Genomic DNA, 22,179 nt, shown 5'->3' with positions numbered 1-22,179 from the left:
CTCTGAATTCATGAATAGACTGTTTGTTAGCTTTTAAGATTTAAATGTCACATCAAGCTCAACATTTCTTGGTGCCCCGATATAAATTTGCTTAGATGAATAACCAGAGTATTCGCCATAAAACTTATCGGCTAAATTTCTTCCCCAAAGCGTAAAAGTCATATTTTTTAGATCATACGCAAGTGATGCATCATATGTCGTATAGCCTTTTACGAAATATGTATTAGCAGTATCGGTATAGAAACCACTTGCATGTACTGCACCGCCTAAGGCCTTTTCCTCAAATAAAACAGATGATAGACCTTTTAGTACTTCTATTTTTTCATATTTCCAGACATCTAAATCACGAGCAACAAAAGTAGAGGTACCAATCCGAACATCATCCTGTAAAACAGTATTCATATTTCCAGAAAAGCCACGCATCGTCAGAACTGCCGGAATACCTGGTACATTTCCAACGGTTGCACCTGTCACATTCCCAAAGGCTTCTTTAACTGTTCTTAAACCTTTCTTTTGCATTTCTTTTTGAGTGATTATTTGAACTGTCGCTGGCATTTCTTGAGAGGTTAATCCTAATCGACTTTCTGTTGTATTCACCTGTTTTAAATGAAGAGATGCGGTATTTAGATCTTTTCGCGCTTCGATAACTAATATTGGTAATTGCACTGTTTGTTGTAAATCATCTGAGGCAAAAGTAGTGGTTCCAAATAATCCCGAAACCAAAAAAGTAAAACCTAGTCGATAAAACAAAGCAGAATTAATCAAAATTGATTTTGATACGTCATGAGTTGAAACAATAAAACAGTTCCCATTTAAGAATGAGTTTAACTTGAATTGAGACATTTCAATTCCTTTTAAGCATAAATTTCCGCTAAGACACCCAATGGATGTCTCAAAACATAAAACATTTGAAATTTAAGCAAATAAAGGAGGTGCTCGCCCTTGTGGCAATAAATATAAACGCTGTAAAGCAAAATAAATATGCTGAAAATTACGCTCAAATGCCAACATTCGAACAAAAAGTCGGTCAAAGACTTCTTCAAGACTAAAGTCCAAGCCAGTAGTTAAATTGGCAAATACCGTACAAAATGGACATTCATGTCCAATATCATGTTGGTGAATACTTTGTTCTTTATAGATTTTTTGATCTTCATGCATCATGTGATGCTGATCTGAATGATCAGATAAATGATGGGAATTATGTTGTTGAGCAGTAGTTATAGTATTGGAAAAAGCATCGGAAATAGTGACACAGACCAGCGCAATACGGTATTGTGCTGGCAATAATGGTTGTATAAATACAACGGATTGCAGAAACATTGCCATAAGGGCAAGGGCTAGAGCAACTCTCAAGATAAGCTTTTTCAATATTGAGACGATGACAATTTAACACAGCCCTTACAATGTAAGCAATTGTTAGTGTATACACTATACGTAAAAGTTTGTCTCACTATAGACACAACGATCTTATAATAAATCCTAAATAAAAATAAGAAGTTTAATCCCCCCTATTAAAATAGTTTGTGCCTCTTCATTTTCAATAGATAGAAATCTCAATTTATAAGAAATATCAATTATAACTTTGAGATAATCAGATTTTTGTTATAGTAGGGCGCAACCGATTTTTAGAAAGAGATTAATTGGGTGTTGATGGTTTTTGGAAGATTGCTAGGATTATATGCAGTCTTGTTACAAATCGCTGTGTTCTTACAGCCATTACTGCCAGAGAAATATCAAATTTCTCCAGTATGTGAGACTATTGCTCAAGCATTACAACTTCATCATTCTGTTGCACCTTCTAGTAACGATCACCACAGTACATCAGAACAGCAATACAGCATGTCTCATCACATGGAACATGCAGCACACGCCACCTCATCTGACATTACAGTAGCAAGCCACCATCACCATGATACAGGACATCAATGTCAGTACTGTGTGGTATACAGCCATGTTGTACCCTTACCTGACCTTGATCTAAAACAAATTCTTATTCGAATTCAGGTCCGGTTTCTTGCTTTTGTTGAAAACAATTTTCACGTTTTCTTTCAACTCCAGCAACTATTTCTAATTCCACAAGGGCGTGCCCCTCCTCTTTGATGATCTTCCACTTGAAGCTCAAAACTCTAGTTTTGAAAAATTAATATTTTCAAGAGATTATCACTATGTTTTTTCCTTATTTTCATACTCTTAAACGGGTAGAAATGTCTATAGCTATAAGTTTAGCTCATCAACAAAAAGATGAGGTACGCGTATGACTCTGGGTTTAACAGCACTTGAACTAGCAAGAATACAGTTTGCATTTACGGTATCGTTTCACATTATCTTTCCTGCAATTTCGATTGGGCTTGCAAGTTTTTTAGCAGTTTTAGAATGGCGTTGGTTGCGTACAAATAATCCAATCTACCAAGACCTATTTAAATATTGGGTCAAAATCTTCGCTGTTGCCTTTGGGATGGGTGTAGTCTCAGGTGTGGTGATGAGTTATCAATTTGGTACCAATTGGAGCGAGTTTTCCCGCTTTGCAGGAGGCGTTACAGGTCCATTGCTCACTTATGAAGTTCTTAGTGCCTTTTTTTTAGAAGCAGGATTTCTAGGTATTATGCTGTTTGGTTGGGGACGTGTTGGTAAAAAAGCCCACTTCTTTGCCACCCTTATGGTTGCAATTGGCACCTGTATTTCAATGTTCTGGATTTTGTCTTCAAACAGTTGGATGCAAACTCCTCAAGGATTCACAATTGAAAATGACATTATCGTTCCACAAGATTGGTTTGCAATTGTCTTTAATCCTTCTTTCCCTTATCGGCTTGCTCATATGGCAATTGCTGCTTTTATGGTTGCAGCTTTACTTGTAGCAGCCACCGCAGCTTGGCATTTACTAAAAGGTCGTCGAGACGAGTTGGTTAAAAAGTCATTTTCTATGGCACTTTGGCTGATTTTGATTTTAGCCCCCTTACAAGTCTTTGTTGGTGATGCACATGGTTTAAATACGCTTGAACATCAACCAGCAAAACTTGCAGCTATGGAGGGACATTGGGAGACCAATTATGATGAAGGTATGCCATTGTATTTATTTGGTATTCCGAGTATGCAAGAAGAACGTACCAAATATGCAATTGCAATTCCAAATCTAGGAAGCCTTATTCTTACGCACTCAATGAACGGCTCAGTTAAAGGCTTAAAAGACTTCGCACCTGAAGATCGTCCTAATTCAACCGTGGTTTTTTGGAGTTTCCGTATCATGGTTGGTTTAGGCATGTTGATGCTATTACTGGCATTTACAGGAGTATGGTTGAGAAAAACAGGGAAACTATTTGAAAGTAAATGGTTTCATCGTTTCGCATTATTGATGGGCCCATCAGGTTTTATTGCATTACTCGCAGGTTGGTTTACCACAGAAGTAGGCCGTCAACCATGGGTGGTCTACGGTGTTATGCGTACAAAAGATGCTCTTTCTCCTGTTTCAGCCGAGCAAGTGGGTTTAACTCTGATTATCTTTGTCGTGGTGTATTGCATTGTTTTTGGTATTGGCATTTATTACATGTTGAAACTTATGCTTAAAGGCCCTGAATTTATTTATAGCCAACAAGATGAAATTGGCGGTGTCGGTCATTTTAAAACACCTATGCGACCACTCAGTGCCGCAAATGAATATCTTGATGATAAAGATCAAGGAGCTTCTCCATGATTGATTTATCTTTAATCTGGATTGTAATTATTGCCATTGGCGTTTTCATTTATGTTGTACTTGATGGTTTTGATCTCGGTATTGGTATTTTGTTTCCATTCATCAAAAATCAGCAAGAACGAGATGTGATGATGAATACCGTTGCGCCTGTCTGGGATGGTAATGAAACATGGATGGTACTTGGTGGTGCTGGCTTATTTGCAGCATTCCCAATGGTCTATTCCGCAGTTTTATCAGCACTTTATCTACCAATTATATTAATGGTTATTGCGTTGATTTTTCGAGGTGTTGCTTTTGAATTTCGTTTCAAAGCAAATCGTAGCAAGCCCTTATGGGATGCGGCATTCATAGGCGGGTCAGTATTATCTAGCTTTTTACAAGGTGTAATTCTTGGTGCTTACATTCAGGGAATAAATATTGTCGATGGGCGTTATGCAGGTGGTGGTTTAGACTGGTTAACACCATTTTCACTGTTCACAGGTGTAGGTGTGGTAGTTGTTTATGCTGCACTCGGCTGTGGCTGGCTCATCATGAAAACGGATGATGTATTGCAAAGCGCTATGTATCGTTTAATGCCAAGGCTGATCATAGCATTGTTACTGATATTTATAGCGGTGAGTATATATACACCAATGGCACATCCAATAATTGCTGAACGCTGGTTTAATCCACCTCAACTTTTATATTTCAGTCCAGTTCCGATTCTAGTAGTGGTTTTCACCTTTTTAACGATTCGAGCTTGTCAAAAACATCAGGAGTCCATGCCTTTTTTATATACCTTGGCATTAGTGTTCTTAGCCTATACAGGTTTTCTGATCAGTATTTTCCCTTATGTTATTCCACCCTCTATTACCATTTGGGATGCGGCTGCTCCAGCCAATAGCCAACTATTTGCACTGATCGGTGCATTGATTCTAATCCCGATTATCATTATCTACACCATCATGGCATATTGGGTATTTAGGGATAAAGTACGTGTTGGCGATGAGGGCTATCATTAGGAGAAATTCGATGAGATTATCTCAATCACAATGGTTTATATTACTTTGGCTTATTGGTTTCTTCAGCTTACTTTTTATTGCAATAATATTTAGATTGCTCCTGCAACTAGCTTACTAAAGGAAGACCATGCATTAGCATGGTCTTTATTTTTGGCACGTCTCTATAAATAGAATGTTCCGAGATACACAAAATGACCAATATTATTATAATAAAAAATAAGTTAACTTATGACAACCCTCTAGTTTATGGTTATAAATAGACCAGATAAAGCACTTAAAATATTAGTTTAGGATAATAGTAATATGAAAATTCATACATTAACTGCTGTAACCGTATGTTTAAAAATTGATAGGGTGATACATAAGTTCTCCCTATCAATTTACTCAACTACACAATCAAATACTACAACCATTAATGCCACAGCTTTGACCCTCTGTGATCACTAATTCATTCTGCTTTTCTTCCCATACCTGCTCTAATGCACTTAAAAAAGTTTCTATAGGCTGAGCACCACTGATTGAATATTTATTATTTATAATGAAAAGCGGCACTCCACTAGCACCCATCGCATGTGCACTGGCTTCATCTTTTAAAACTTCTTGTTTCAACGAAATATTACTAAAGGCACTGTTAGCTTCTTCACGAGGAACTCCAACTTCATTAGCAAGCTCAACCAACACCTTATGATCAAAAATAGACTTACCTTCAGTTATGCTTGCCTTAAAAAACTTTTCTGTTAATAGTTCACCAACACCCTTCTGTTGCGCCAACTTTACAATGGCATGGGCATCTAAAGTATCGCCAAAAAGCATACTATTAAAGTTATAGACCAGACCTTCTAGCTCACCTGCACTTTTTACATGGCTCATCATCGCATCAGCGCCACTTTTCCCACCAAATTTTTTATACAATGCATCTTTAAAAGGCTGTGGTGTAAGGCCACTTGCTAGACGGTAACTGTGATATTGGATAGTTACCTGATTCTTATGTTCAAAGGCATCTAAACCTTTCTCAAATCTTTTTTTAGCAATCCAGCACCAAGGGCAAACAAAATCTGACCATATATCTACGGTAATTTGTGAAGGAAGAGTTTTCATAAATATCTCAGTAAATTTATTAGATGTTTAAAAACAAAGAAGTTTTAATGCCTAGTGTCAAAAAATAACTAGGCACCCCATTGTTTATTTGCCGTTATATTCTGGATAATCTGTATAGCCTTTTGCTGGAGATCCACTTACGCCGTAGTATGTTGTGCGATCACTTTCCGCCAAGGGCCAGTTATTCTGCATCCGCTCTACTAAATCGGGATTAGCAATATAAGGGACACCAAACGCAATTAAATCAACCTCACCTTTTTCTAATGCCGCCTCAGCACTTTGTTGATTAAAACCACCAGCTGCGATGATAGTTCCAGAAAAAGTTTCTCTGAATAAAGTTTTAAAATTTTGGGCTTCTAAAGGTGCTGTTTCATAGGTAGGTTGATAGTACAAATGGACATAGGCCAATTTACGTTTACCAAGAGCTGACGCAATATTTGCCCAAGTATCAACCTCGCCTTCATAAGGTGCCAAGTCATAAATACGACCAAAAGAAGAAAGTCGGACAGCCACTTTGTCATGGCCAATTTCTTGGGAAATAGCATCAATAGTTTCTAGAAGAAAACGTTGGCGATTCTCAACAGTTCCGCCATATTGATCTGTTCGGTTATTTAACTCAGTACTGAGGAACTGGTCAAATATGAATCCATTTGCAGCCATAATTTCAATGCCATCAAACCCAGCTTCAATTGCTAATTGTGCAGATTTAACAAAATCATGAGTAACACGTTTGATTTCTTCAGTTTCTAAAGCTCGAGGTTTACTAGGCGCAACTGGACCGGGTTCACCCGAATCAGTATATGCAAATACTGTAGTGTTGGTCGCTGGAATAACCCCAGAAGAAACAGGCACTTGATTATCAGGTAAAACTGAAACATGCGACATTCTTCCCACATGCCAGAGCTGAGCAAAAATACGACCACCTTTTGCATGCACTGCTTCAGTAACCTTTTTCCATCCTTGCATTTGTTCATCATTATATAAACCAGGCGTATATAAATAACCACGCCCTTCTTCAGACACAGGTAAGCCTTCAGTAATGATTAGACCTGCGGAAGCTCGCTGGGAGTAATAAAGCGCAGTAAGTTCATCTGCAACCCCATTCAATGTTCGTGTACGCGTCATGGGTGCCATTACTACGCGATTTTTTAATTGGATATCCACCAAATTATGGGGAGTGAATAATTTATTCATCACAGACCTCTAGAGAGATTTACAGATAATTAAGAAATTTCTTTAACCACACTCATCATTCAGTGAATGACTCAGGCATTGACCTGTTTTAGAAGTACGAAATTTGCACTCCCTCATTCCTATTGCACAAATGATAAGTTGATGCCACTATATCAACCAACTAGTAGGTAGGCAATAGTATTTTTAATTTACCGCTGAAATTTATTGCGCTCAATAAGTGATTAAATACTATTCACCAAATGAATTCTGAATCTGCAAATACAGAAAAGAGGTAGTTTTATAATGCGTAAATTACATGCTTTAAACGAAGATAGCTTTCATGAAATTGAATGGAAAGAAGGCTTAGCAATGGTCCGTTTTTATGCTCCTTGGTGTCCACCGTGCCACAATAGCGAAAGTTTATTTAATACATTTGTGAAAAGTATTGAAGCTAATTTAACTATTGGCACAGTTAATGTTGATCAGGCGCCAGTTTTAACAACCCGTTATAATATATGGGGTTTACCATCTGTATTAATGTTCAAAGATGGGCAATTAATCCATCATATTGTAGGAGTAAAGCCTATCTCCGATTACCAAAAAGCTTTAGAAGAACTCATAAAGTACGAATCAAAAAATGATGAGCAAAACGAAGAAAAGAGTTCCATTGGTTCTCTTTGCTTAACGAAATCTGAGATTAAAGCTGAATAATTTTCCAAACTATTTTCCGCTAGTGCTTGACATTTAAAATTAGCCTATATAATCTAAAAACCAACTAGTAGGTAGGCTACTTTTTTGATTGGTATTAATGATTAGGTGATCATATGAGTGAGCAACAATTTAAAGGCAAGAAACTTCTCGTCATTGGTGGCACTAGTGGCATTGGTTTAGAAACAGCAAAGAAAGTTGCTGAACAAGGTGGGACTGTAGTAATTGTTGGCAATCGCACAGATAAAGCCGAGACTGCCCGTAAACAATTAGTTGCTATAACAACTGAAGAACAAGTTTTTGCACTGACTGCTGATTTAACAAATTTTGATAGTGTTCAAAAGTTAATTAGCAAATTGGATAGTGAACATAAAGACATTAACTTATTAGTTAATTCAGCAGGAATTTTTTATCCTAAAAGCTTCCTAGAGCATTCGCTAAATGACTATAACAATTTTCTGGATCTAAACCGCGCATTTTTCTTTATTACCCAACAAGTTGCTTCATCAATGGTTGCGCAGAATAAAGAAGGTTCAATTGTAAATGTTTCTGCTGTTGCAGCTCGCCAAGCTATCGAAACTGTCACCGCATCTGCCTACTCAATGGCAAAAATGGGTTTAGAAGCTATGACCCGTCATGTGGCTGCAGAGCTAGCAGAACATGGAATTCGAGTAAATGCTGTTAGTCCCGGCATGGTGGAAACCCGTATTTTTGAAAGATTCATTCCTTCAGATCAATTAGATAATGCACTTCAAGATTTCAATAGTTTCCATCCCTTAGGAAGAAACGGTACCCCAAACGATGTAGCAGAAACTATTGTATTCCTTCTTTCTGAAAAAACATCTTGGGTAACTGGTGCTATTTGGGATGTTGATGGTGGTGTCATGGCATCAAGAAAACTAGGCAAATAATATTTAATAAATGATGAGGTTTCAAAAATGAACGGTGAATGGACTAACAGATTATCTGCATTGGTTAAAAACATTGGTAATTTTGCAAAAGCAAATAAACCCGTTGCCACTGCTTTTCACAACTTAGAAGTTGCAACGCGTGAAAATAAAGTACTCGACGCAAAAACTCACGAGTTGATTGCGTTGGCAGTAGCAGTTACTACGCGTTGTGATGGTTGTATATCAGCTCATGCGGGCGCGGCTAAAAAAGCAGGTGCTACAAAAGAAGAAGTTGCGGCAGCTTTAGGAACTGCTATCGCTTTAAATGCTGGTGCAGCCTATGTGTACTCGGCACGAACTTTAGATGCTTATGACGAAATGTAACTTCACCAGAGGTTACATAGACAAGCTTAGTGATGGGGAAATTATTCTCCATTCACCACAATTTATATCTTAATTGGAGTTCTATAATGAACAATGTAGTAAATGAAATTGATCTAAATGCTTTTCAACAATTTGCAGATAAAGTAAGCCAGAATCCTACTACTTCAAAAGCTCGTTTTAATGTACAAACAAGATGGGCGGGTCAAACACGTTCTGTTTCAACTGTGAAATCTTATGAACTCTTTGGTAAGACTTATGAACGTAACTTCCATATAGCTGCTGATGAACCTCATGAAATTTTAGGAACAGATAGTGCACCTAATCCACAAGAATTATTGATGGCTGCACTTAATGCATGTCTTACAGTTGCTTATGTAGCTATTGCTGCTACTAAAGGTGTCAAGATTAATTCATTAGAAATTGATACTTCTGGAGAGCTTGATCTTAGAGGTTTCTTAGGCTTAGATGAAAAAATTAATCCTGGATATGATGAAGTCCAATACACTGTAGTTATTGATACAGATGGAACACAAGAACAATTGGATGAAATCCATAGTGCTGTTCTAAAAACTTCACCAAATTTCGCCAATTTTTCACGATCAATTCGAATGAAACCGCAATTAGTGATTGCAAACAAATAATATGTGATGGGTGGCATACTCGTTTATCAGATGATTCATCTTTAACAACAATGCTATAGTATGCCGCCAAATCTCTCTAGTCTGGGAACTACGAATATGACCATTGATACTCGCCAAAGTTTAATTAACTCAGCAGAGCTTATGTTGAGATCAAGAGGTTATGCTGCTTTTAGTTATGCCGATTTAGAGAAAATTGTTGGTATTAAAAAAGCCAGTATTCATCATTATTTCCCAAAAAAAGAAGATTTAGGAATTTTAATAGTCGAAACATATATTGAACAGACTATTCAAGATTTTGAAAAAATTGAACGTGATTTTCCTAATGCATTCGGACGTCTTTGTGCCTTTGCTTCCTTATTTAGAAGCTCAATGTCTGAAGGAATGTTACCGTTATGTGGAGCTCTTGCTGCTGAAATGGCTGTTTTACCAGAGAGCATGCAAGAGTTGACCCGTAAATATTTTGAAATCCAATTATCTTGGATAGAAAAAATTATCCATTTAGGAGTAGAAAATGGAGAACTTGCCGAAGGTGATGAAAATCAGAAAGCCTTTCAATTATTAAGTTTAATGGAAGGCAGTAGTTTTGTAAGATGGGCAATGAATAATGGAACAGAACTTGATCCTAAGGTAATAGGAAAAATTGTTGGCGTGCTTTCTTAAGATTGGCTCGGATATTTAAATATTTTTAAACTCAAATATCTAATCTATTTCTAATAAAAGAAAATATAGGAATGCTTTAAATAAAGCATTCCCTTTATATTCGTCCATGTATAGCACCCACTATGACCATCCCAACAAAATTAGTTTAATTTTTATGTCAGGTGAAATATTCATCGGACAACCTCTAATTTTACGGTAGTACTTTAAATATGTATCTACCTAAATGGGAGTGCCTTACATGGTAGGTTACAACATTCAAAATAATAAAAAAATTTATGGCTTACATGCCACTACTATTATTAGTTTGGCTCAACTATTGGGCACATCCTTGTGGTTTAGTGCAAATAGTGCAGCAATAGATTTAATGCAACAATGGCAGATAACAGTTGCAGATATTGGCTGGATTACCAACGCTGTTCAGGCAGGATTTATCATTGGAACTTTTGTATTTGCTTATACAGAAATAGCAGACCGCTTTAAAGCCAGTCATATTTTTGTTTGTTCAGCACTATTAGGCGCCTTTTTTAACTTCTGCTTTGCATGGTTAGCTCATGGACTTATGGATGCCCTTATATATCGTTTTCTTGTGGGATTATGTCTTGCAGGGATTTATCCAATCGGAATGAAACTTATCGTTCTATGGGCACCTCATCAGGCTGGGCGAGCACTAGCAAAATTAGTTGCTATGCTGACATTAGGCACGGCTCTTCCCTATTTTATTAATAGTTTCCCCACTCATTTTGCTTGGCAAACAGTCATGATCTGTTCTTCAAGTCTTGCATTGATTGCAGCCTTGTTAATTTATCGGCTAGGAGACCCAATAGTCTCTCCAAAACCACAAAATATAGTGTCATCAGATGGTACTTTTCAGGTTTTCAAAATTCGAAAATTTCGTGCAGCTGCTATAGGTTATTTTGGTCATATGTGGGAATTATATGCCTTTTGGACGATTATTCCTTTATTTATTGCTAAATCAGGTATTCCAGAAAAATTGGGATACAACAATATTTCGCTCCTTACTTTTTTTGTAATGGCATGTGGAGCAATTGGTTGCTTGGTGGGCGGATATCTTTCTAAATATATAGGTAATAGATATGTTGCTATAGGATCTTTATCTATCTCAGGTTTTAGTTGCTTGGTATTTGCTCTAGGCTGGCGTTTTTTACCTGCGTGGTTCTTATTGGTTTTATTTGCGATCTGGGGAGCCTCTGTTATTGCAGACTCACCGCAATTCTCTGCGCTTTCCGCCCAATCTTGTCCATCCGAAAAAGTTGGTGCGGCATTAGCTATTCAAAATTCAATTGGTTTTACACTGACTATCATATCTATTGCATTGACAACCTATGCCTTTGAAATAATTGGCTTGGATTCAGCATGGATATTATTGATTGGCCCCATTCTAGGTATTGCTGGATTCTACTATTCAGCAAATAAAGGAGTTATCCATGTCTAAACATTACGATTATATTGCAATTGGTGGAGGCAGTGGCGGTATAGCCTCTGTAAATCGAGCAGCCATGTATGGAAAAAAATGTGCATTAATTGAAGCAGGAGATATTGGTGGCACATGCGTTAATGTTGGCTGTGTCCCTAAAAAAGTGATGTGGTACGCTGCTCATATTGCTGACGCAATTCGTCAATATGCGCCATCATATGGTTTTACTACGGAAGTAAAATCATTTGATTGGCAGAAACTCATTAAAAATAGACAGGCATATATCGAAAGAATTCACACCTCTTATAACAATGTACTCAGTAAAAATAATGTTGATGTCATACATGGGTTTGCAAAATTTATTGATAAAAACACAATTGAAGTAAACGGAGATTTATTAACAGCTGATCACATTCTCATAGCTACTGGTACAGAAGCGAGTTGGCCTGCAATTGAAGGTGCTGAACATGGTATCGACTCAAATGGCTTTTTTGATTTAGAAGTATTACCAAAACGTACCGCTATTGTGGGTTCAGGATATATTGCAGTAGAAATAGCTGGTGTCCTCAAATCATTAGGTTCAGATGTCCAGCTTTTTATTCGACGCGAAAAACTCCTGCGTAATCTAGATCAGTTCTTAGGAGAAGCATTATTAGAAAATATGCAGAGTGAGAATATTAAAATTCATAAAAATGCTGAAATCAGTAAAGTAATAAAATTAGAAGACGGTTCTATCATGTTGCATTTAAAAGATGGAACTCAACAAGTTGTAGATTGTCTTATTTGGGCTGTTGGAAGGAATCCCAATACCAAAGCTCTCCAACTTGAATTAACAAATATAAAATTGGATGAACAAGGGTTTATCAAAGTTGATAAGTTCCAAAATACAACACACACTGGTATTTATGCAGTTGGAGATATTACTGGAAAGGTTGAATTAACACCTGTTGCAGTTGCTGCCGGTCGTAGGCTCTCAGAACGGTTATTTAATAACAAGCCTAATGAATGCTTAGATTACAACAATATCCCCACTGTAGTATTTAGTCACCCGCCTATTGGAACAGTTGGATTAACCGAAGAACAAGCGATTGAAGAATTTGGCAAAGATATGGTTAAAGTATACAAATCTTCATTTACAGCAATGTATGACGCCGTGGCACAACATAAACAACTCACTAAAATGAAGCTTATATGTGTTGGTGTAGAGGAAAAAATTGTTGGTATCCATGGGATTGGTTTGAATATGGATGAAATTCTACAAGGCTTTGCAGTCGCTCTAAAGATGGGGGCAACTAAAAAGGACTTTGATAATACCGTTGCTATTCATCCTACATCATCTGAAGAGTTCGTGACGATGCGTTAGTTATATTCTTAAATGAATAAGTAAATGGTTTCATGTCTATTTGTAAATAGTAGAGCCTAATTGTTTATTTAATAAAAAAGTTCTCAAATTGAGAGCTTTTTTATTGCCTTTACACTAATCGAAACATAAAGCAGGTAACAATAGGGTTTATATTTTTAAAAGTGAAAAAATACTTTTAATTTAAGTTATGACGATTTAGTATAGGGTCTGAGAAAAGCTTGCATCTCTGGGCCTCCATATGGCTACCCAATTACTGGTTTTAGACATTCAAAATCAGCAGGTTTATCTGAAGGGGAATAAATTTTACAAGATGCTTTCAGAAAAATAAATAGTGCTTTGTATTTTACTCTCTATCATAGTCAAACTATATCATACATGACATCTGCTCTTTCTTCTTCTCTGATTGTATAGTTGCGATGTATATATATAACAGTCTTATATTTCATTTAATGCCTAATAGACACTTATTTATATGATAATATTTATTTAAATAATCATTTGAGTTGGCAATGAGTTTGGATCAGGAAAATTACTTAAAGTTTGGCAAATTTTTGTTGAGATTACAGGTTGTGAAAAGTCCAAAATTCCTGTGATTGGTATTAATAATTGCCCAAATATTATCTTTAAGGACACTGATTTAATTGAGAACGATAAAATTCCACTAACACCGGCTCAACAGAAAGTTTTAAATGTTCAAATTCCTAAATCTTTAGATTTTCGTTATGAAAGAGAAATAATAATTAAAAATCTGTCCAAAGCTATACAAGGTTTTGTCAAATGAAATGAAAAAGCCAGCTGTTTTAGCTGGCTTTCTTCTAAGGGGAGTTCAGTTAAGAACGTCTTAATTTAATGATATACCCTTTCAGTTCACAGGTTCATAGGGAAATCGTTTTAATACTTTACCCAGCTCAAGCACCTCATCTTTATGTAAAAACTCCCACAAGCCATTAAACTTTTCACGCAGTTGCACAACATTAATGGGTGTGTGATGAAGTGAATATTGATGAACAGAAATAACGCCGTTTTCTTGAATTGAGACCCAAAAGTTTTTAGGACCAGTTGAAGATTGATACTTTAGCTTCTCACTTAAATGCTGTGCAATTTCATATGCCAAAGGGTTTTCAAGAGCTGGATAACGCGCAGCGAGATTATCTACAAACTTCTCTAGCCGTTGTAGAGTATCTGTTTCAGTTGGAGCTAGCTCTTGAAGTGACATCGTCTCAAGATACTTTTTCGCATCATCGAAGTGGATTGAAAGTAATTGACTATATTTTGAAATATTAAAGTGCCGATTATGACGTATCCACATCGAGACTCTTAGACTTCGATCTTTCCCTGCACGGCGGTCCACAATCGCATGTAGTGCATTTTGCTCTTCTGGAGAAATGATAAATCGCTTGTTGATTGCCTGTCCTTTTGTCCAGTAGTTCCAAAGCACATCGTCACATTCGTTTTGATACATCCTGACCGTATCACGAAGCTCTGGTTTGACTTTATTTGCATGAATCGAGTAAAGCCATGCAGCTAATTTGCGAACAGGTAAGCAAGTCATTAAACGACTTTTCCCATCATTGGCAACTGTGGTGATTTCCACCATAGTTGTGCTGAAACGTTCCTTTAACTTCACAAACTGACTTTTCCAGTCCAACCCCATTCCTTCAACAATAGGTTTCATCGGGGTATAAGGTTGCCCTTCATGCTCAACAATGAAGAGTTCAGTGCCATGAAACGACACAATTTGCGGTATATATGATAAATTAGACATATCAATGATCCTTGCGGTTTGTTGGTAGAGGCCCCGAGAGCGATCCTGCAAGATTACTCGGGGCTTTTTGACATTAAATTTAATGTCATTGACAACAAGATACTACACCACTAAAATCAGTGTCAATGATTGTTGCGGAATAAATTTCATGACTCGTGAAAAACAAGATGACTGGAAACGAACACAAGTTCGTATGCCTCAAGAGCAATACGATGAAGTCACACAGTATGCTGAAAAAAATAACTTTTCTCTCAATACAGCTATTCTTGATCTTATTTCAAAGAGTCTTATTTCAATTGATAAAAAGTTACCAGTGACGAAATTATCACTACTTGAACGTTTAAAAAATATTGAGAATATTCTTAAAAACGAATTACATTTTGACAATATTTCTCTAGTAGCTTCCCGCTTAAATACTTGTATCGAAATGTCTAACTCTGTTTCTTATGTGCGACTAACCCCTTCTAAAGTTGCAGAAAGAATGGGACAAGAGTCTGCTTCTCTATATGAAAATTATTTTTCAGGTATAGTACAACCAAGTTTTATAGAACTAGAATCATTGGCAAATTTTTTTGGAGTCAATAAAGAGTGGCTCAAGCATGAAGATATGCCTATTTTTAATGTGAAATCTGACAGGTTATCCCTAAGTCCTGAAGAAGCTGTAAAACAAATCTTAAATATCTCTCTTAACCCCGCTGTTAATAATGAAAATGAAAAACCAAAGGATATTTATCTTGTCAGAAATGATTCTGAGGAGGGAGAATTTTTAATTATCCGTAAATACAATGAATGGAAGGTTGATATTATAACGACCCCAATGCATGTAAGTAATGTTATTGGTGCTGGCGGGACAAGTATGCTCAAAAGCTTTTTTCTAACATTACGAATATTATATGAATTTTATATCGATACTAGATCATCGAATAACATAAATGTTAGAAGTTTTATTGTTAACCAATCAAAATTTTCAGAACTTTCTCAGGGTATCATTCATCCATTATTTGTATTGAAAAATGCTACCAATAACATGTGGTGGGAAGATATATGGGATAAAAATATGTATTCAAATCATGAATATTGGAATGGTTTTATAGCTATTTCAAAATGTATTCAAGATGAAATTGAGCAAGATGCAGTATTACAGCCCATGATTGAAAAGATAAAAAACAGAGAACTTAATATATTCAAAGAATTAAAATAGTTATAAAACCGCCGTGTCTAACTATCACGGCGGTTTTTCTTGATTATATTGTAAAAATCACAAACCCTTACATGGATTATTTAGAGCTGTCACAGTAGCAACACTACTTGCACTTCCACCCAATTGTTTATACTTGGCAAAGCTTTGATTTAGATTTTTTTGCCCATACTCTATCCGTTGAGCAGCAGTATAGCGACGATCTAAACGAGTAACGCCACTAATACTTGAGAATCTATCTTCTTCTTTCAAAGTATCCTGACCAGCTTTAATACTATTACGATAACTGACAACACTGGATGATGCTAAAAACAGCTTATAACCATTGCTGTTCTGGCATTGATTTCTTTTTTGTGTATTAGCCCGTTTTTCAGCTTCATTTGCTAGAGCACGTTCTGACCTTTCTGCATCCGCTTGATCCCTTGCTTGTTTTGCTAGACGGATTTCTTCTTCCCATTCCTCCTTTTCTCGCTCTTTAGCATTCTTTTTATTAATTGCTTCAATATATTCAGCCTCTCTTAACTCACTCACTTTATTTAAGTACTTGTCATAGGCCACCATAAATTTTTCACCACAACTGTTTGCAATAAAACGATGACGCTTTTGGAAAGTTGTTATTAGATTATTTTTGTCATTTTCATCTAATTCCGGATTATTAATCCTAGCAATGTCAACTAAATCATAATAAATGTCTACATTTACATCTGAAGAATAATATATTCCTGATTTATATATCAAATTTCTAAAAATGGTATCTGAATATGCATCGGGGTTTGGCATCCCCTGTAAAGCTGCAATTTTATATTGAGTATCTAGCATTACATTGCCACTTGTCCTTTTATAGAATTTACAGCTCGGCTTCGTTTCTAAACCATACTTTTCTTGCAAGAGAATATAAAGGTCTTCGATGCCACCATATGACACATCTGGACTTGTGCTTAATAACTTGCAACTAAAAATGCAAAGTTCACTTACCGATTTTGGCGAATTGGTTGTTGCATGATTAACCTCTGTAACTCTTGTACTCAAAATATCATTAACACCTGTGGCAGCTTGAACATAACTTGTAAAAGCTGCTGTGGCAAAGATAGTAAATTTTAATAATTTTAAAGTCATAAATATTCCTAAATCTAAATGTCTAATTGACCCATTCCTATACCACCAGTAAGTGCATGAGCAAGGAAACGGTCATTAACATTCTGCCCGATGTTACCATTATTCTGATTTACAACAACAACTTCCTGCGGATTAGGAGTATTTAGTGGTTGCTTAAACGGCGTAACTTTCGTCAATAATTTGTTTTGATTATCTAGCTGAGGACTTGAACGTTTAGTTGCCTGAGGAACAATAGCTTTCTTACTGCTTACAATACTGGCTACCTTTGCTCTAGTGTTATCTACAATATTAGTTGATGAATTTTGGGTAACTGCTGTTTTATTTTCTTTAGGTAAATTGGGTTTCTTTTCCTGAATTGAATTATCAATATTAGCCCTATATTTATATTCCTTGTCTAAATGTGGTCTGTAGTCAAATGATTTCCCATTGCGAAGCTTTGTTTGACCATAAGCCCATTTCACATATTTAGTCCCTAAAACTCTTGCAACATCTTCTCTTGAAGCATTGGGATTTTGTTCCATATAAGCTTTAACTGATGCATATTCAGGATTAGTATTAATTTCTTGCTTCATAAAAGCACCTTGAGCATCTAATGATGCTTGGCTCTTCACAATATTCCCGCTGCTATCTAACAATCCCCGTTCTTTCATATATGCAGTAAGTTTATCTTTACGAGCTCCTTGCCAAGAAATCATACCCATATTCGTACCACCAGCTTTATCTTGATGTTTACCAAAGAGATATTTATCTTGATAGTCATTTTCCCTACCGACAGAAGCAGTTAAACCTGCAGCCCAGTTATCATTGAATCCTGCTTTTTTCATAGCATTATAGACAGCAAGTTGTTTTTCCTTTGTCTTTTCACCAATAGGGGAAACAGTTGAGCCATATGCTGGAACATGTGCATTTGCCCCAAAACCCGGCTTATAGACACCTTGGCCTACTCCCCAAGTTGGAACGCCGTCATGAAATGGATTAAGCCGGTTAAATTTATCCTTGATGAAATCTAAAGTATCACCTGCAGTATCTTTTACACCGTCAACAACTTTTGAAGCAGTACCTTTTGCTTGTTCGAGAGCATTAGATGCAAAACTGACAAATCCCTTCCAAGCTGTAGATATAAGACCTGGTACATCAGCGGCAATGAGTGAATCAGTCCATTCTTTAAAATACGGCGCAACAACGGTACCAAGTTTATTTCCAATCCATGAACCAGCCATACCGCCGATTACAGTGCCAACCGGACCAAATATAGAACCTACTGCACCGCCAATAGCCCCCCCAGCAAGACTACCAACAGTACCGCCTTTTTCTTTAGTGCTTTGATCTTTCCAATCAAGAAGTGATGCACCAGCAGCTAAAGCACCCATCACGGGTAAACCACGGCCAAACTTGAGAACTTTACCCAAGCCCTTTCCTAATTTCCCTATACCTTTCTTTCCTTTGCCCAGAGCACCACCCAGAAGCCCACCGCCAGCAGATAATACGGTAGTAAGTAATTTCCCTAAGGAACCAAGCAAACCGCCTCTAGACGCTAAATTATCGGCTATCCGCTGCAAGAGTTTTATTTGTTTGCGATTATGGTTCTCTTGTTCCCTTGGCAATGGTTCATTACGTTTTTTACTACGCATCAATCCAGTTAATGGCCGTAAGGCTAAACCAGCTGCACGGCGTACAGGTGAAAGTAAATGACCAACCTCATTGATTGCATCAACTGTAGGATCTACACCTTGTGGTGAGTTCGGCATTACACCTTTAATCGCCGTTGTTATCGTTTGGGCAACCTTTCTAATTGATGATTGGTTTTGGGCATCATTATTGTTAGATACAAAACGGCCCTTTTCGTCACGTTCTGGTGTAGATGGGCTAACAATCTTCCCCAAATCTTCATGGCTATTTATTTCTATTGCTTGCTTACGTGCTTTAGGCTGATTTATACGTTCTTTATTTGCTGTATTAAGCTCACTAACTGATTGTTCCAATACATCAGCAAAATCTTTAACGAAGTTGTCAGCAACAACTAAAGACTTAGTTATTGGATTGGCTTTTCCTTTTAATAAATCTTCGAAATCAACAGCAGGTCTATTATTGACTGCATTAAGCATCTTTTGAAATTCAGTCAGTTTAGGCTGAGGCTTTGCAAACTCTGCTTTTTGCTCTTCAAAGCTTTGAGTAAGTATTTCGATAATCTTTTCAATATTTGAATCAATCGTGCTTACTTTTTTTTCAACTCGCTTCATTCCAATGATGAAACCCAAATCATCGTACTCGATACCGCTTTCTTGCTTAGCCATAAAAAAAATACCCCATACTGATATAGGGCATTTTTACAGTTAACCTTAGGTCATAATAAATGTGGTTCCTAATCTTTAAAATCGTACAATAAAAGAAACATCATTTGGACTTTCAGTGAAGATTTGTACTTCAAAACCTTGCTTCAAGTAGCCTTTCTTAACCTCTTCTAAAGTTGAAATATTCACTGATGATTTACTATAAGAGATAGAAGTAAATCTAACCCCGTGCGTCATAGCACTCTTAATTCTTTCGTCTACTTCATTAGTAATAGAAATTACCGTAGGTTTATTTTGCTCAGCAATTTTTGCTGCTTCAGCAGCGGTAATACTTGATGACATAGTGAACATTCTCCTAAATTGTAAGTGTTCTCTACATTATAGTAAGCACCTGCTAATAATTTTGAAAAAAGTCTAAAATTCTACTTATTATTCGTTAATTTCATCTTCTGGATCTACCTCACCAGCTTCAATTAATGCAAGTTTGCGCGCAAATGCCTCTTCCTTTTTCTTCTTCATATTAGCTTTAGCAATTGCCATACGCTCTTCAGCACCAGATATAACAGAACTACGCCGTGCTTGGACTTCTGACTGGTCTTTCAGATCATCTACATCTAATCCCCAAAATAAGGCTTCTGTCCTTGCTATGTTGGAAATACTAATACTTTGCTTAACGTTTAAATCTACAACCTGACTAATTAAGCCCATCTTGAATTTGACCAGTGCTAACTCGTCTTCTGTAGGATTATTAAGATTAAGTACTTCGTCTCGTATATGAATAACGCTATCGATTGTATCGGTAATTAACTCACCTAATTTATGAGCTCTCACACGGTTATTTTTTACAACAATTGCAGACTTTAGATAGTTTTCATTGACAGATGAATGACCGCCGTTGTGCTGACCATTATTTTTTGAGTTTTGACTATTAAATTCAGCAATATTTGACGTTTTTTTGACAGAATTTTGACTATTAATTTTGTCTTTATTTTCAGAATCTTGAGTCTCATTTTGACCATTGTTTTTATTAGTCAATTTTTTTATTTCTTTATTAAGTTCTCGTGCAGTCTTCTTGACTAGAGATTTAGCTTTCTTTTTCCATTTCTCAGCGAGCGCTTTACGACGAACGACAGACGGCGAAGGCATCTCACAATTGAGTTCTTCGCCTACTTGATCAACCAAACCTTGCCAAGTGACTTTAGGCGAAGTTTCATAGACCTCTTTTAGTCTGTTCCAAATTGCTTCAGAGTATTCAATCTTGCGAGCCATTACAGTCTATCCCTTACTCAGCAAATAGACCTATTTGTTTTACTTCAGCTATAGATTGTTGCTGCAATGAAGCTTTACTAAAACGCTTTCTATTTTGAATAAGGTCAATCAATGCCTTTTCCTGTAAATCGTTTTCATCACGCTGGAAAACGTCATCAATTGCCATTTCTAAGTTACGAATTTGTTTAGCACGATTTTGTTCGCATTCTCGAACAATTTGCATTAATGCTTGAAGTTCCGGTAAAACTTTTTCTTGAGATGTTTTGTCGAGTGATAAACAAGCTTGAATAAGCCCTTTTGATGCTTCCAGTAACTCAACTGTTAAAGCTTTAGGAAATGAAGAAATATGCTGGGCTGCAGCCATACTTAATTGAAAGGCCATTGCTTGAGTATATTCACTCATCATATCGCCAAGACTATTAAACAGAATTCCCGCTACCGAAGTAGTTTTATCTAATTCTGGCTCAATAGTAAAACCTAATACCCAGTCAGAAGAGACACCATATTTTTGACAGAGCAAAGATAGTAATTCCGCATCGGGCATTAACTTACCATTTTCAATTTCACTCATTCGATTCTTATGTGGTGTACCGAATATATCCATGGCTACGTCTTCTTGACGTAGTTGAGACATATCACGTGCCATTGCAAGTTTTCTACCAATGAGTACTCGACGTTGCAAATCGCTCTTTTTCGCCATTTAAATACTTCTCCCAGCCAGCCATTCAAAATCTACAGTTTTTGACAACCAATCAGTTTCATCAGTTAAAACACAAGAAAGCCAAACACAACCCTCTTCACATGGTTCTGCCAGCTGAATTTGTTCACTTATGAAAATATTGTCGTCTTTGAAAAGCATTCCTTCACCTTTGACACTATCAATTAATAATTTTGGATAGTTATCAATATCAAACCGTGGATAAGTTTTAGCGCTATATGACCGTGTTTTAATTGGTGGTTGAACAATTAATCGAATCTCACAAAGTTGATCGATAGCTTTTAGTTTAAGTGCCCGAAACATAGGTCCATATTGCTTATGAACCTTGTCTTTATACTTCTTAGCACCTACTGAAAGACTATTTCTTTGTTTGCCATTCTGATCAATTGTAGCCCGCCAAATCTCGTTAGCGCTTAATCCATAAGGCAATTTGATGGTGATGTATTGCTTACCAGAAATGATAACACCGCCTGTGCTTCCACTATATATACTATTTTCACCGTCATTTTCTTTTTCTACATGGCAAGGGAAAAACACCTGTTTAGATGAGCTAGCTTTTTTCTTTTTCCGTTTGTCTGGACCAGTTGAAACATTGAAATCCTTAAAGAGTTCTTGTCTTTTATTATTTGAGAAAAATTCACTCCACTGACGGCGTTTTGAACGTGATGACATTCGGAAAAACTCATTTAAATTTTATCTAAATGATTATTTATTAAAAGTTATTGTGTCGTTCGATACAGTTCCAATCATAAAAAATGAATTTTAAATTTAGTTCTTATAT

The 22,179-nt window shown here is 36.6% G+C and carries 22 protein-coding genes; 11 read left to right on the top strand and 11 right to left on the bottom strand.

Features of this window, described 5'->3' with window-relative positions; translation table 11 throughout:
• Nucleotides 1-33: 33 nt before the first annotated feature.
• Together AC2117_RS07780 and AC2117_RS07775 are read right to left on the bottom strand one after the other, a co-directional pair.
• Entirely contained in the window at nt 34-843 is an 810-nt protein-coding gene (locus AC2117_RS07780) for a Plug domain-containing protein (protein WP_171459061.1), read from the bottom strand.
• A 72-nt stretch (nt 844-915) separates the two neighbouring features.
• Nucleotides 916-1,326 (bottom strand): DUF2946 domain-containing protein, encoded by a 411-nt coding sequence (locus tag AC2117_RS07775; protein WP_032063021.1) that lies wholly within the window; start codon nt 1,324-1,326, stop codon nt 916-918.
• A 324-nt stretch (nt 1,327-1,650) separates the two neighbouring features.
• On the opposite strand from AC2117_RS07775, the gene AC2117_RS07770 reads away from it, so the two are divergent.
• The 3 genes from AC2117_RS07770 to cydB all read left to right on the top strand — a co-directional run bounded on the left by AC2117_RS07770 (nt 1,651) and on the right by cydB (nt 4,689).
• On the top strand, nt 1,651-2,100 hold the full coding sequence (locus AC2117_RS07770; RefSeq protein ID WP_032063020.1) for a DUF2946 domain-containing protein: 450 nt from the start codon (nt 1,651-1,653) through the stop codon (nt 2,098-2,100).
• Nucleotides 2,101-2,254: 154 nt separating this feature from the next.
• Complete coding sequence (locus AC2117_RS07765) at nt 2,255-3,688, top strand: cytochrome ubiquinol oxidase subunit I (protein WP_013197553.1); 1,434 nt, start codon at nt 2,255-2,257, stop codon at nt 3,686-3,688.
• Nucleotides 3,685-4,689 (top strand): cytochrome d ubiquinol oxidase subunit II, encoded by a 1,005-nt coding sequence (gene cydB / locus AC2117_RS07760; protein WP_013197552.1) that lies wholly within the window; start codon nt 3,685-3,687, stop codon nt 4,687-4,689. The genes AC2117_RS07765 and cydB overlap by 4 nt, the downstream gene beginning before the upstream one ends.
• A gap of 396 nt (nt 4,690-5,085) precedes the next feature.
• Here the strand turns inward: cydB and AC2117_RS07755 are convergent, their stop codons facing one another.
• Nucleotides 5,086-5,787, bottom strand: coding sequence for a DsbA family oxidoreductase (locus AC2117_RS07755; protein WP_133973121.1), 702 nt, complete (start codon nt 5,785-5,787; stop codon nt 5,086-5,088).
• 84 nt (nt 5,788-5,871) lie between these two features.
• On the bottom strand, nt 5,872-6,981 hold the full coding sequence (locus AC2117_RS07750; RefSeq protein ID WP_133973119.1) for an alkene reductase: 1,110 nt from the start codon (nt 6,979-6,981) through the stop codon (nt 5,872-5,874).
• Nucleotides 6,982-7,263: 282 nt separating this feature from the next.
• Here AC2117_RS07750 and AC2117_RS07745 point away from each other — a divergent pair, with 282 nt between their 5' ends.
• The 7 genes from AC2117_RS07745 (at nt 7,264) to gorA (ending at nt 13,041) form a co-directional block, all read left to right on the top strand.
• Nucleotides 7,264-7,671, top strand: a complete 408-nt coding sequence (locus tag AC2117_RS07745; protein ID WP_133973117.1) for a thioredoxin family protein — start codon at nt 7,264-7,266, stop codon at nt 7,669-7,671.
• A gap of 113 nt (nt 7,672-7,784) precedes the next feature.
• Complete coding sequence (locus AC2117_RS07740; RefSeq protein WP_068556606.1) at nt 7,785-8,579, top strand: SDR family NAD(P)-dependent oxidoreductase; 795 nt, start codon at nt 7,785-7,787, stop codon at nt 8,577-8,579.
• A 27-nt stretch (nt 8,580-8,606) separates the two neighbouring features.
• A complete protein-coding gene (locus AC2117_RS07735; RefSeq protein WP_013197542.1) occupies nt 8,607-8,942 on the top strand; it encodes a carboxymuconolactone decarboxylase family protein in 336 nt (111 codons plus the stop codon).
• Between the two features lie 86 nt (nt 8,943-9,028).
• Nucleotides 9,029-9,583 (top strand): OsmC family protein, encoded by a 555-nt coding sequence (locus tag AC2117_RS07730; protein WP_068556605.1) that lies wholly within the window; start codon nt 9,029-9,031, stop codon nt 9,581-9,583.
• 96 nt (nt 9,584-9,679) lie between these two features.
• Nucleotides 9,680-10,243 (top strand): TetR/AcrR family transcriptional regulator, encoded by a 564-nt coding sequence (locus AC2117_RS07725; protein ID WP_133973115.1) that lies wholly within the window; start codon nt 9,680-9,682, stop codon nt 10,241-10,243.
• 238 nt (nt 10,244-10,481) lie between these two features.
• The gene (locus AC2117_RS07720) at nt 10,482-11,696 is read left to right on the top strand and encodes an MFS transporter (RefSeq protein ID WP_133973113.1); all 1,215 of its coding nucleotides are present in this window, start codon (nt 10,482-10,484) and stop codon (nt 11,694-11,696) included.
• Complete coding sequence (gorA, locus tag AC2117_RS07715; RefSeq protein WP_133973111.1) at nt 11,689-13,041, top strand: glutathione-disulfide reductase; 1,353 nt, start codon at nt 11,689-11,691, stop codon at nt 13,039-13,041. The genes AC2117_RS07720 and gorA overlap by 8 nt, the downstream gene beginning before the upstream one ends.
• A gap of 862 nt (nt 13,042-13,903) precedes the next feature.
• Here gorA and AC2117_RS07705 read toward each other — a convergent pair.
• Nucleotides 13,904-14,806: a phage antirepressor N-terminal domain-containing protein gene (locus AC2117_RS07705; RefSeq protein WP_133973107.1), complete on the bottom strand. Its 903-nt coding sequence runs from the start codon at nt 14,804-14,806 to the stop codon at nt 13,904-13,906.
• Between the two features lie 148 nt (nt 14,807-14,954).
• On the opposite strand from AC2117_RS07705, the gene AC2117_RS07700 reads away from it, so the two are divergent.
• On the top strand, nt 14,955-16,007 hold the full coding sequence (locus AC2117_RS07700; RefSeq protein ID WP_133973105.1) for a helix-turn-helix domain-containing protein: 1,053 nt from the start codon (nt 14,955-14,957) through the stop codon (nt 16,005-16,007).
• 57 nt (nt 16,008-16,064) lie between these two features.
• Here AC2117_RS07700 and AC2117_RS07695 read toward each other — a convergent pair whose 3' ends face one another.
• The 6 genes from AC2117_RS07695 to AC2117_RS07670 form a co-directional block, all read right to left on the bottom strand.
• Nucleotides 16,065-17,120 carry a hypothetical protein gene (locus tag AC2117_RS07695; protein WP_133973103.1) on the bottom strand — a complete coding sequence of 352 codons (1,056 nt, stop codon included), beginning with the start codon at nt 17,118-17,120 and terminating at the stop codon, nt 16,065-16,067.
• Nucleotides 17,121-17,134: 14 nt separating this feature from the next.
• Complete coding sequence (locus AC2117_RS07690; protein WP_133973101.1) at nt 17,135-19,414, bottom strand: phage tail tip lysozyme; 2,280 nt, start codon at nt 19,412-19,414, stop codon at nt 17,135-17,137.
• 75 nt (nt 19,415-19,489) lie between these two features.
• The gene (locus AC2117_RS07685) at nt 19,490-19,753 is read right to left on the bottom strand and encodes a hypothetical protein (RefSeq protein WP_133973099.1); all 264 of its coding nucleotides are present in this window, start codon (nt 19,751-19,753) and stop codon (nt 19,490-19,492) included.
• A gap of 87 nt (nt 19,754-19,840) precedes the next feature.
• Nucleotides 19,841-20,680 (bottom strand): hypothetical protein, encoded by an 840-nt coding sequence (locus tag AC2117_RS07680; protein WP_133973097.1) that lies wholly within the window; start codon nt 20,678-20,680, stop codon nt 19,841-19,843.
• A gap of 13 nt (nt 20,681-20,693) precedes the next feature.
• Nucleotides 20,694-21,380 carry a helix-turn-helix domain-containing protein gene (locus AC2117_RS07675; RefSeq protein ID WP_133973095.1) on the bottom strand — a complete coding sequence of 229 codons (687 nt, stop codon included), beginning with the start codon at nt 21,378-21,380 and terminating at the stop codon, nt 20,694-20,696.
• Nucleotides 21,381-22,070 (bottom strand): RusA family crossover junction endodeoxyribonuclease, encoded by a 690-nt coding sequence (locus tag AC2117_RS07670; RefSeq protein WP_133973093.1) that lies wholly within the window; start codon nt 22,068-22,070, stop codon nt 21,381-21,383. It abuts the gene before it with no gap.
• Between the last annotated feature and the right edge of the window lie 109 nt (nt 22,071-22,179).

This window comes from Acinetobacter calcoaceticus, assembly GCF_900520355.1.
GTDB classification, from domain to species: Bacteria; Pseudomonadota; Gammaproteobacteria; order Pseudomonadales; family Moraxellaceae; genus Acinetobacter; species Acinetobacter calcoaceticus_C.
Note: the sequence above shows the minus strand (reverse complement) of the source record. Positions and strands in the feature narration are given on the sequence as shown.

Bases quoted from the DNA above. Each gene is read 5' to 3' on its own strand.
- AC2117_RS07755 (WP_133973121.1), bottom strand. From the start codon at position 5,787: ATGAAAACTCTTCCTTCACAAATTACCGTAGATATATGGTCAGATTTT.
- AC2117_RS07735 (WP_013197542.1), top strand. From the start codon at position 8,607: ATGAACGGTGAATGGACTAACAGATTATCTGCATTGGTTAAAAACATT.
- AC2117_RS07730 (WP_068556605.1), top strand. From the start codon at position 9,029: ATGAACAATGTAGTAAATGAAATTGATCTAAATGCTTTTCAACAATTT.
- AC2117_RS07780 (WP_171459061.1), bottom strand. From the start codon at position 843: ATGTCTCAATTCAAGTTAAACTCATTCTTAAATGGGAACTGTTTTATT.
- AC2117_RS07720 (WP_133973113.1), top strand. From the start codon at position 10,482: ATGGTAGGTTACAACATTCAAAATAATAAAAAAATTTATGGCTTACAT.
- AC2117_RS07685 (WP_133973099.1), bottom strand. From the start codon at position 19,753: ATGTCATCAAGTATTACCGCTGCTGAAGCAGCAAAAATTGCTGAGCAA.
- AC2117_RS07705 (WP_133973107.1), bottom strand. From the start codon at position 14,806: ATGTCTAATTTATCATATATACCGCAAATTGTGTCGTTTCATGGCACT.
- AC2117_RS07725 (WP_133973115.1), top strand. From the start codon at position 9,680: ATGACCATTGATACTCGCCAAAGTTTAATTAACTCAGCAGAGCTTATG.
- gorA (WP_133973111.1), top strand. From the start codon at position 11,689: ATGTCTAAACATTACGATTATATTGCAATTGGTGGAGGCAGTGGCGGT.
- AC2117_RS07675 (WP_133973095.1), bottom strand. From the start codon at position 21,380: ATGGCGAAAAAGAGCGATTTGCAACGTCGAGTACTCATTGGTAGAAAA.
- cydB (WP_013197552.1), top strand. From the start codon at position 3,685: ATGATTGATTTATCTTTAATCTGGATTGTAATTATTGCCATTGGCGTT.
- AC2117_RS07770 (WP_032063020.1), top strand. From the start codon at position 1,651: ATGGTTTTTGGAAGATTGCTAGGATTATATGCAGTCTTGTTACAAATC.
- AC2117_RS07670 (WP_133973093.1), bottom strand. From the start codon at position 22,070: ATGTCATCACGTTCAAAACGCCGTCAGTGGAGTGAATTTTTCTCAAAT.
- AC2117_RS07680 (WP_133973097.1), bottom strand. From the start codon at position 20,680: ATGGCTCGCAAGATTGAATACTCTGAAGCAATTTGGAACAGACTAAAA.
- AC2117_RS07775 (WP_032063021.1), bottom strand. From the start codon at position 1,326: ATGGCAATGTTTCTGCAATCCGTTGTATTTATACAACCATTATTGCCA.
- AC2117_RS07765 (WP_013197553.1), top strand. From the start codon at position 2,255: ATGACTCTGGGTTTAACAGCACTTGAACTAGCAAGAATACAGTTTGCA.
- AC2117_RS07690 (WP_133973101.1), bottom strand. From the start codon at position 19,414: ATGGCTAAGCAAGAAAGCGGTATCGAGTACGATGATTTGGGTTTCATC.
- AC2117_RS07700 (WP_133973105.1), top strand. From the start codon at position 14,955: ATGACTCGTGAAAAACAAGATGACTGGAAACGAACACAAGTTCGTATG.
- AC2117_RS07745 (WP_133973117.1), top strand. From the start codon at position 7,264: ATGCGTAAATTACATGCTTTAAACGAAGATAGCTTTCATGAAATTGAA.
- AC2117_RS07750 (WP_133973119.1), bottom strand. From the start codon at position 6,981: ATGAATAAATTATTCACTCCCCATAATTTGGTGGATATCCAATTAAAA.
- AC2117_RS07695 (WP_133973103.1), bottom strand. From the start codon at position 17,120: ATGACTTTAAAATTATTAAAATTTACTATCTTTGCCACAGCAGCTTTT.
- AC2117_RS07740 (WP_068556606.1), top strand. From the start codon at position 7,785: ATGAGTGAGCAACAATTTAAAGGCAAGAAACTTCTCGTCATTGGTGGC.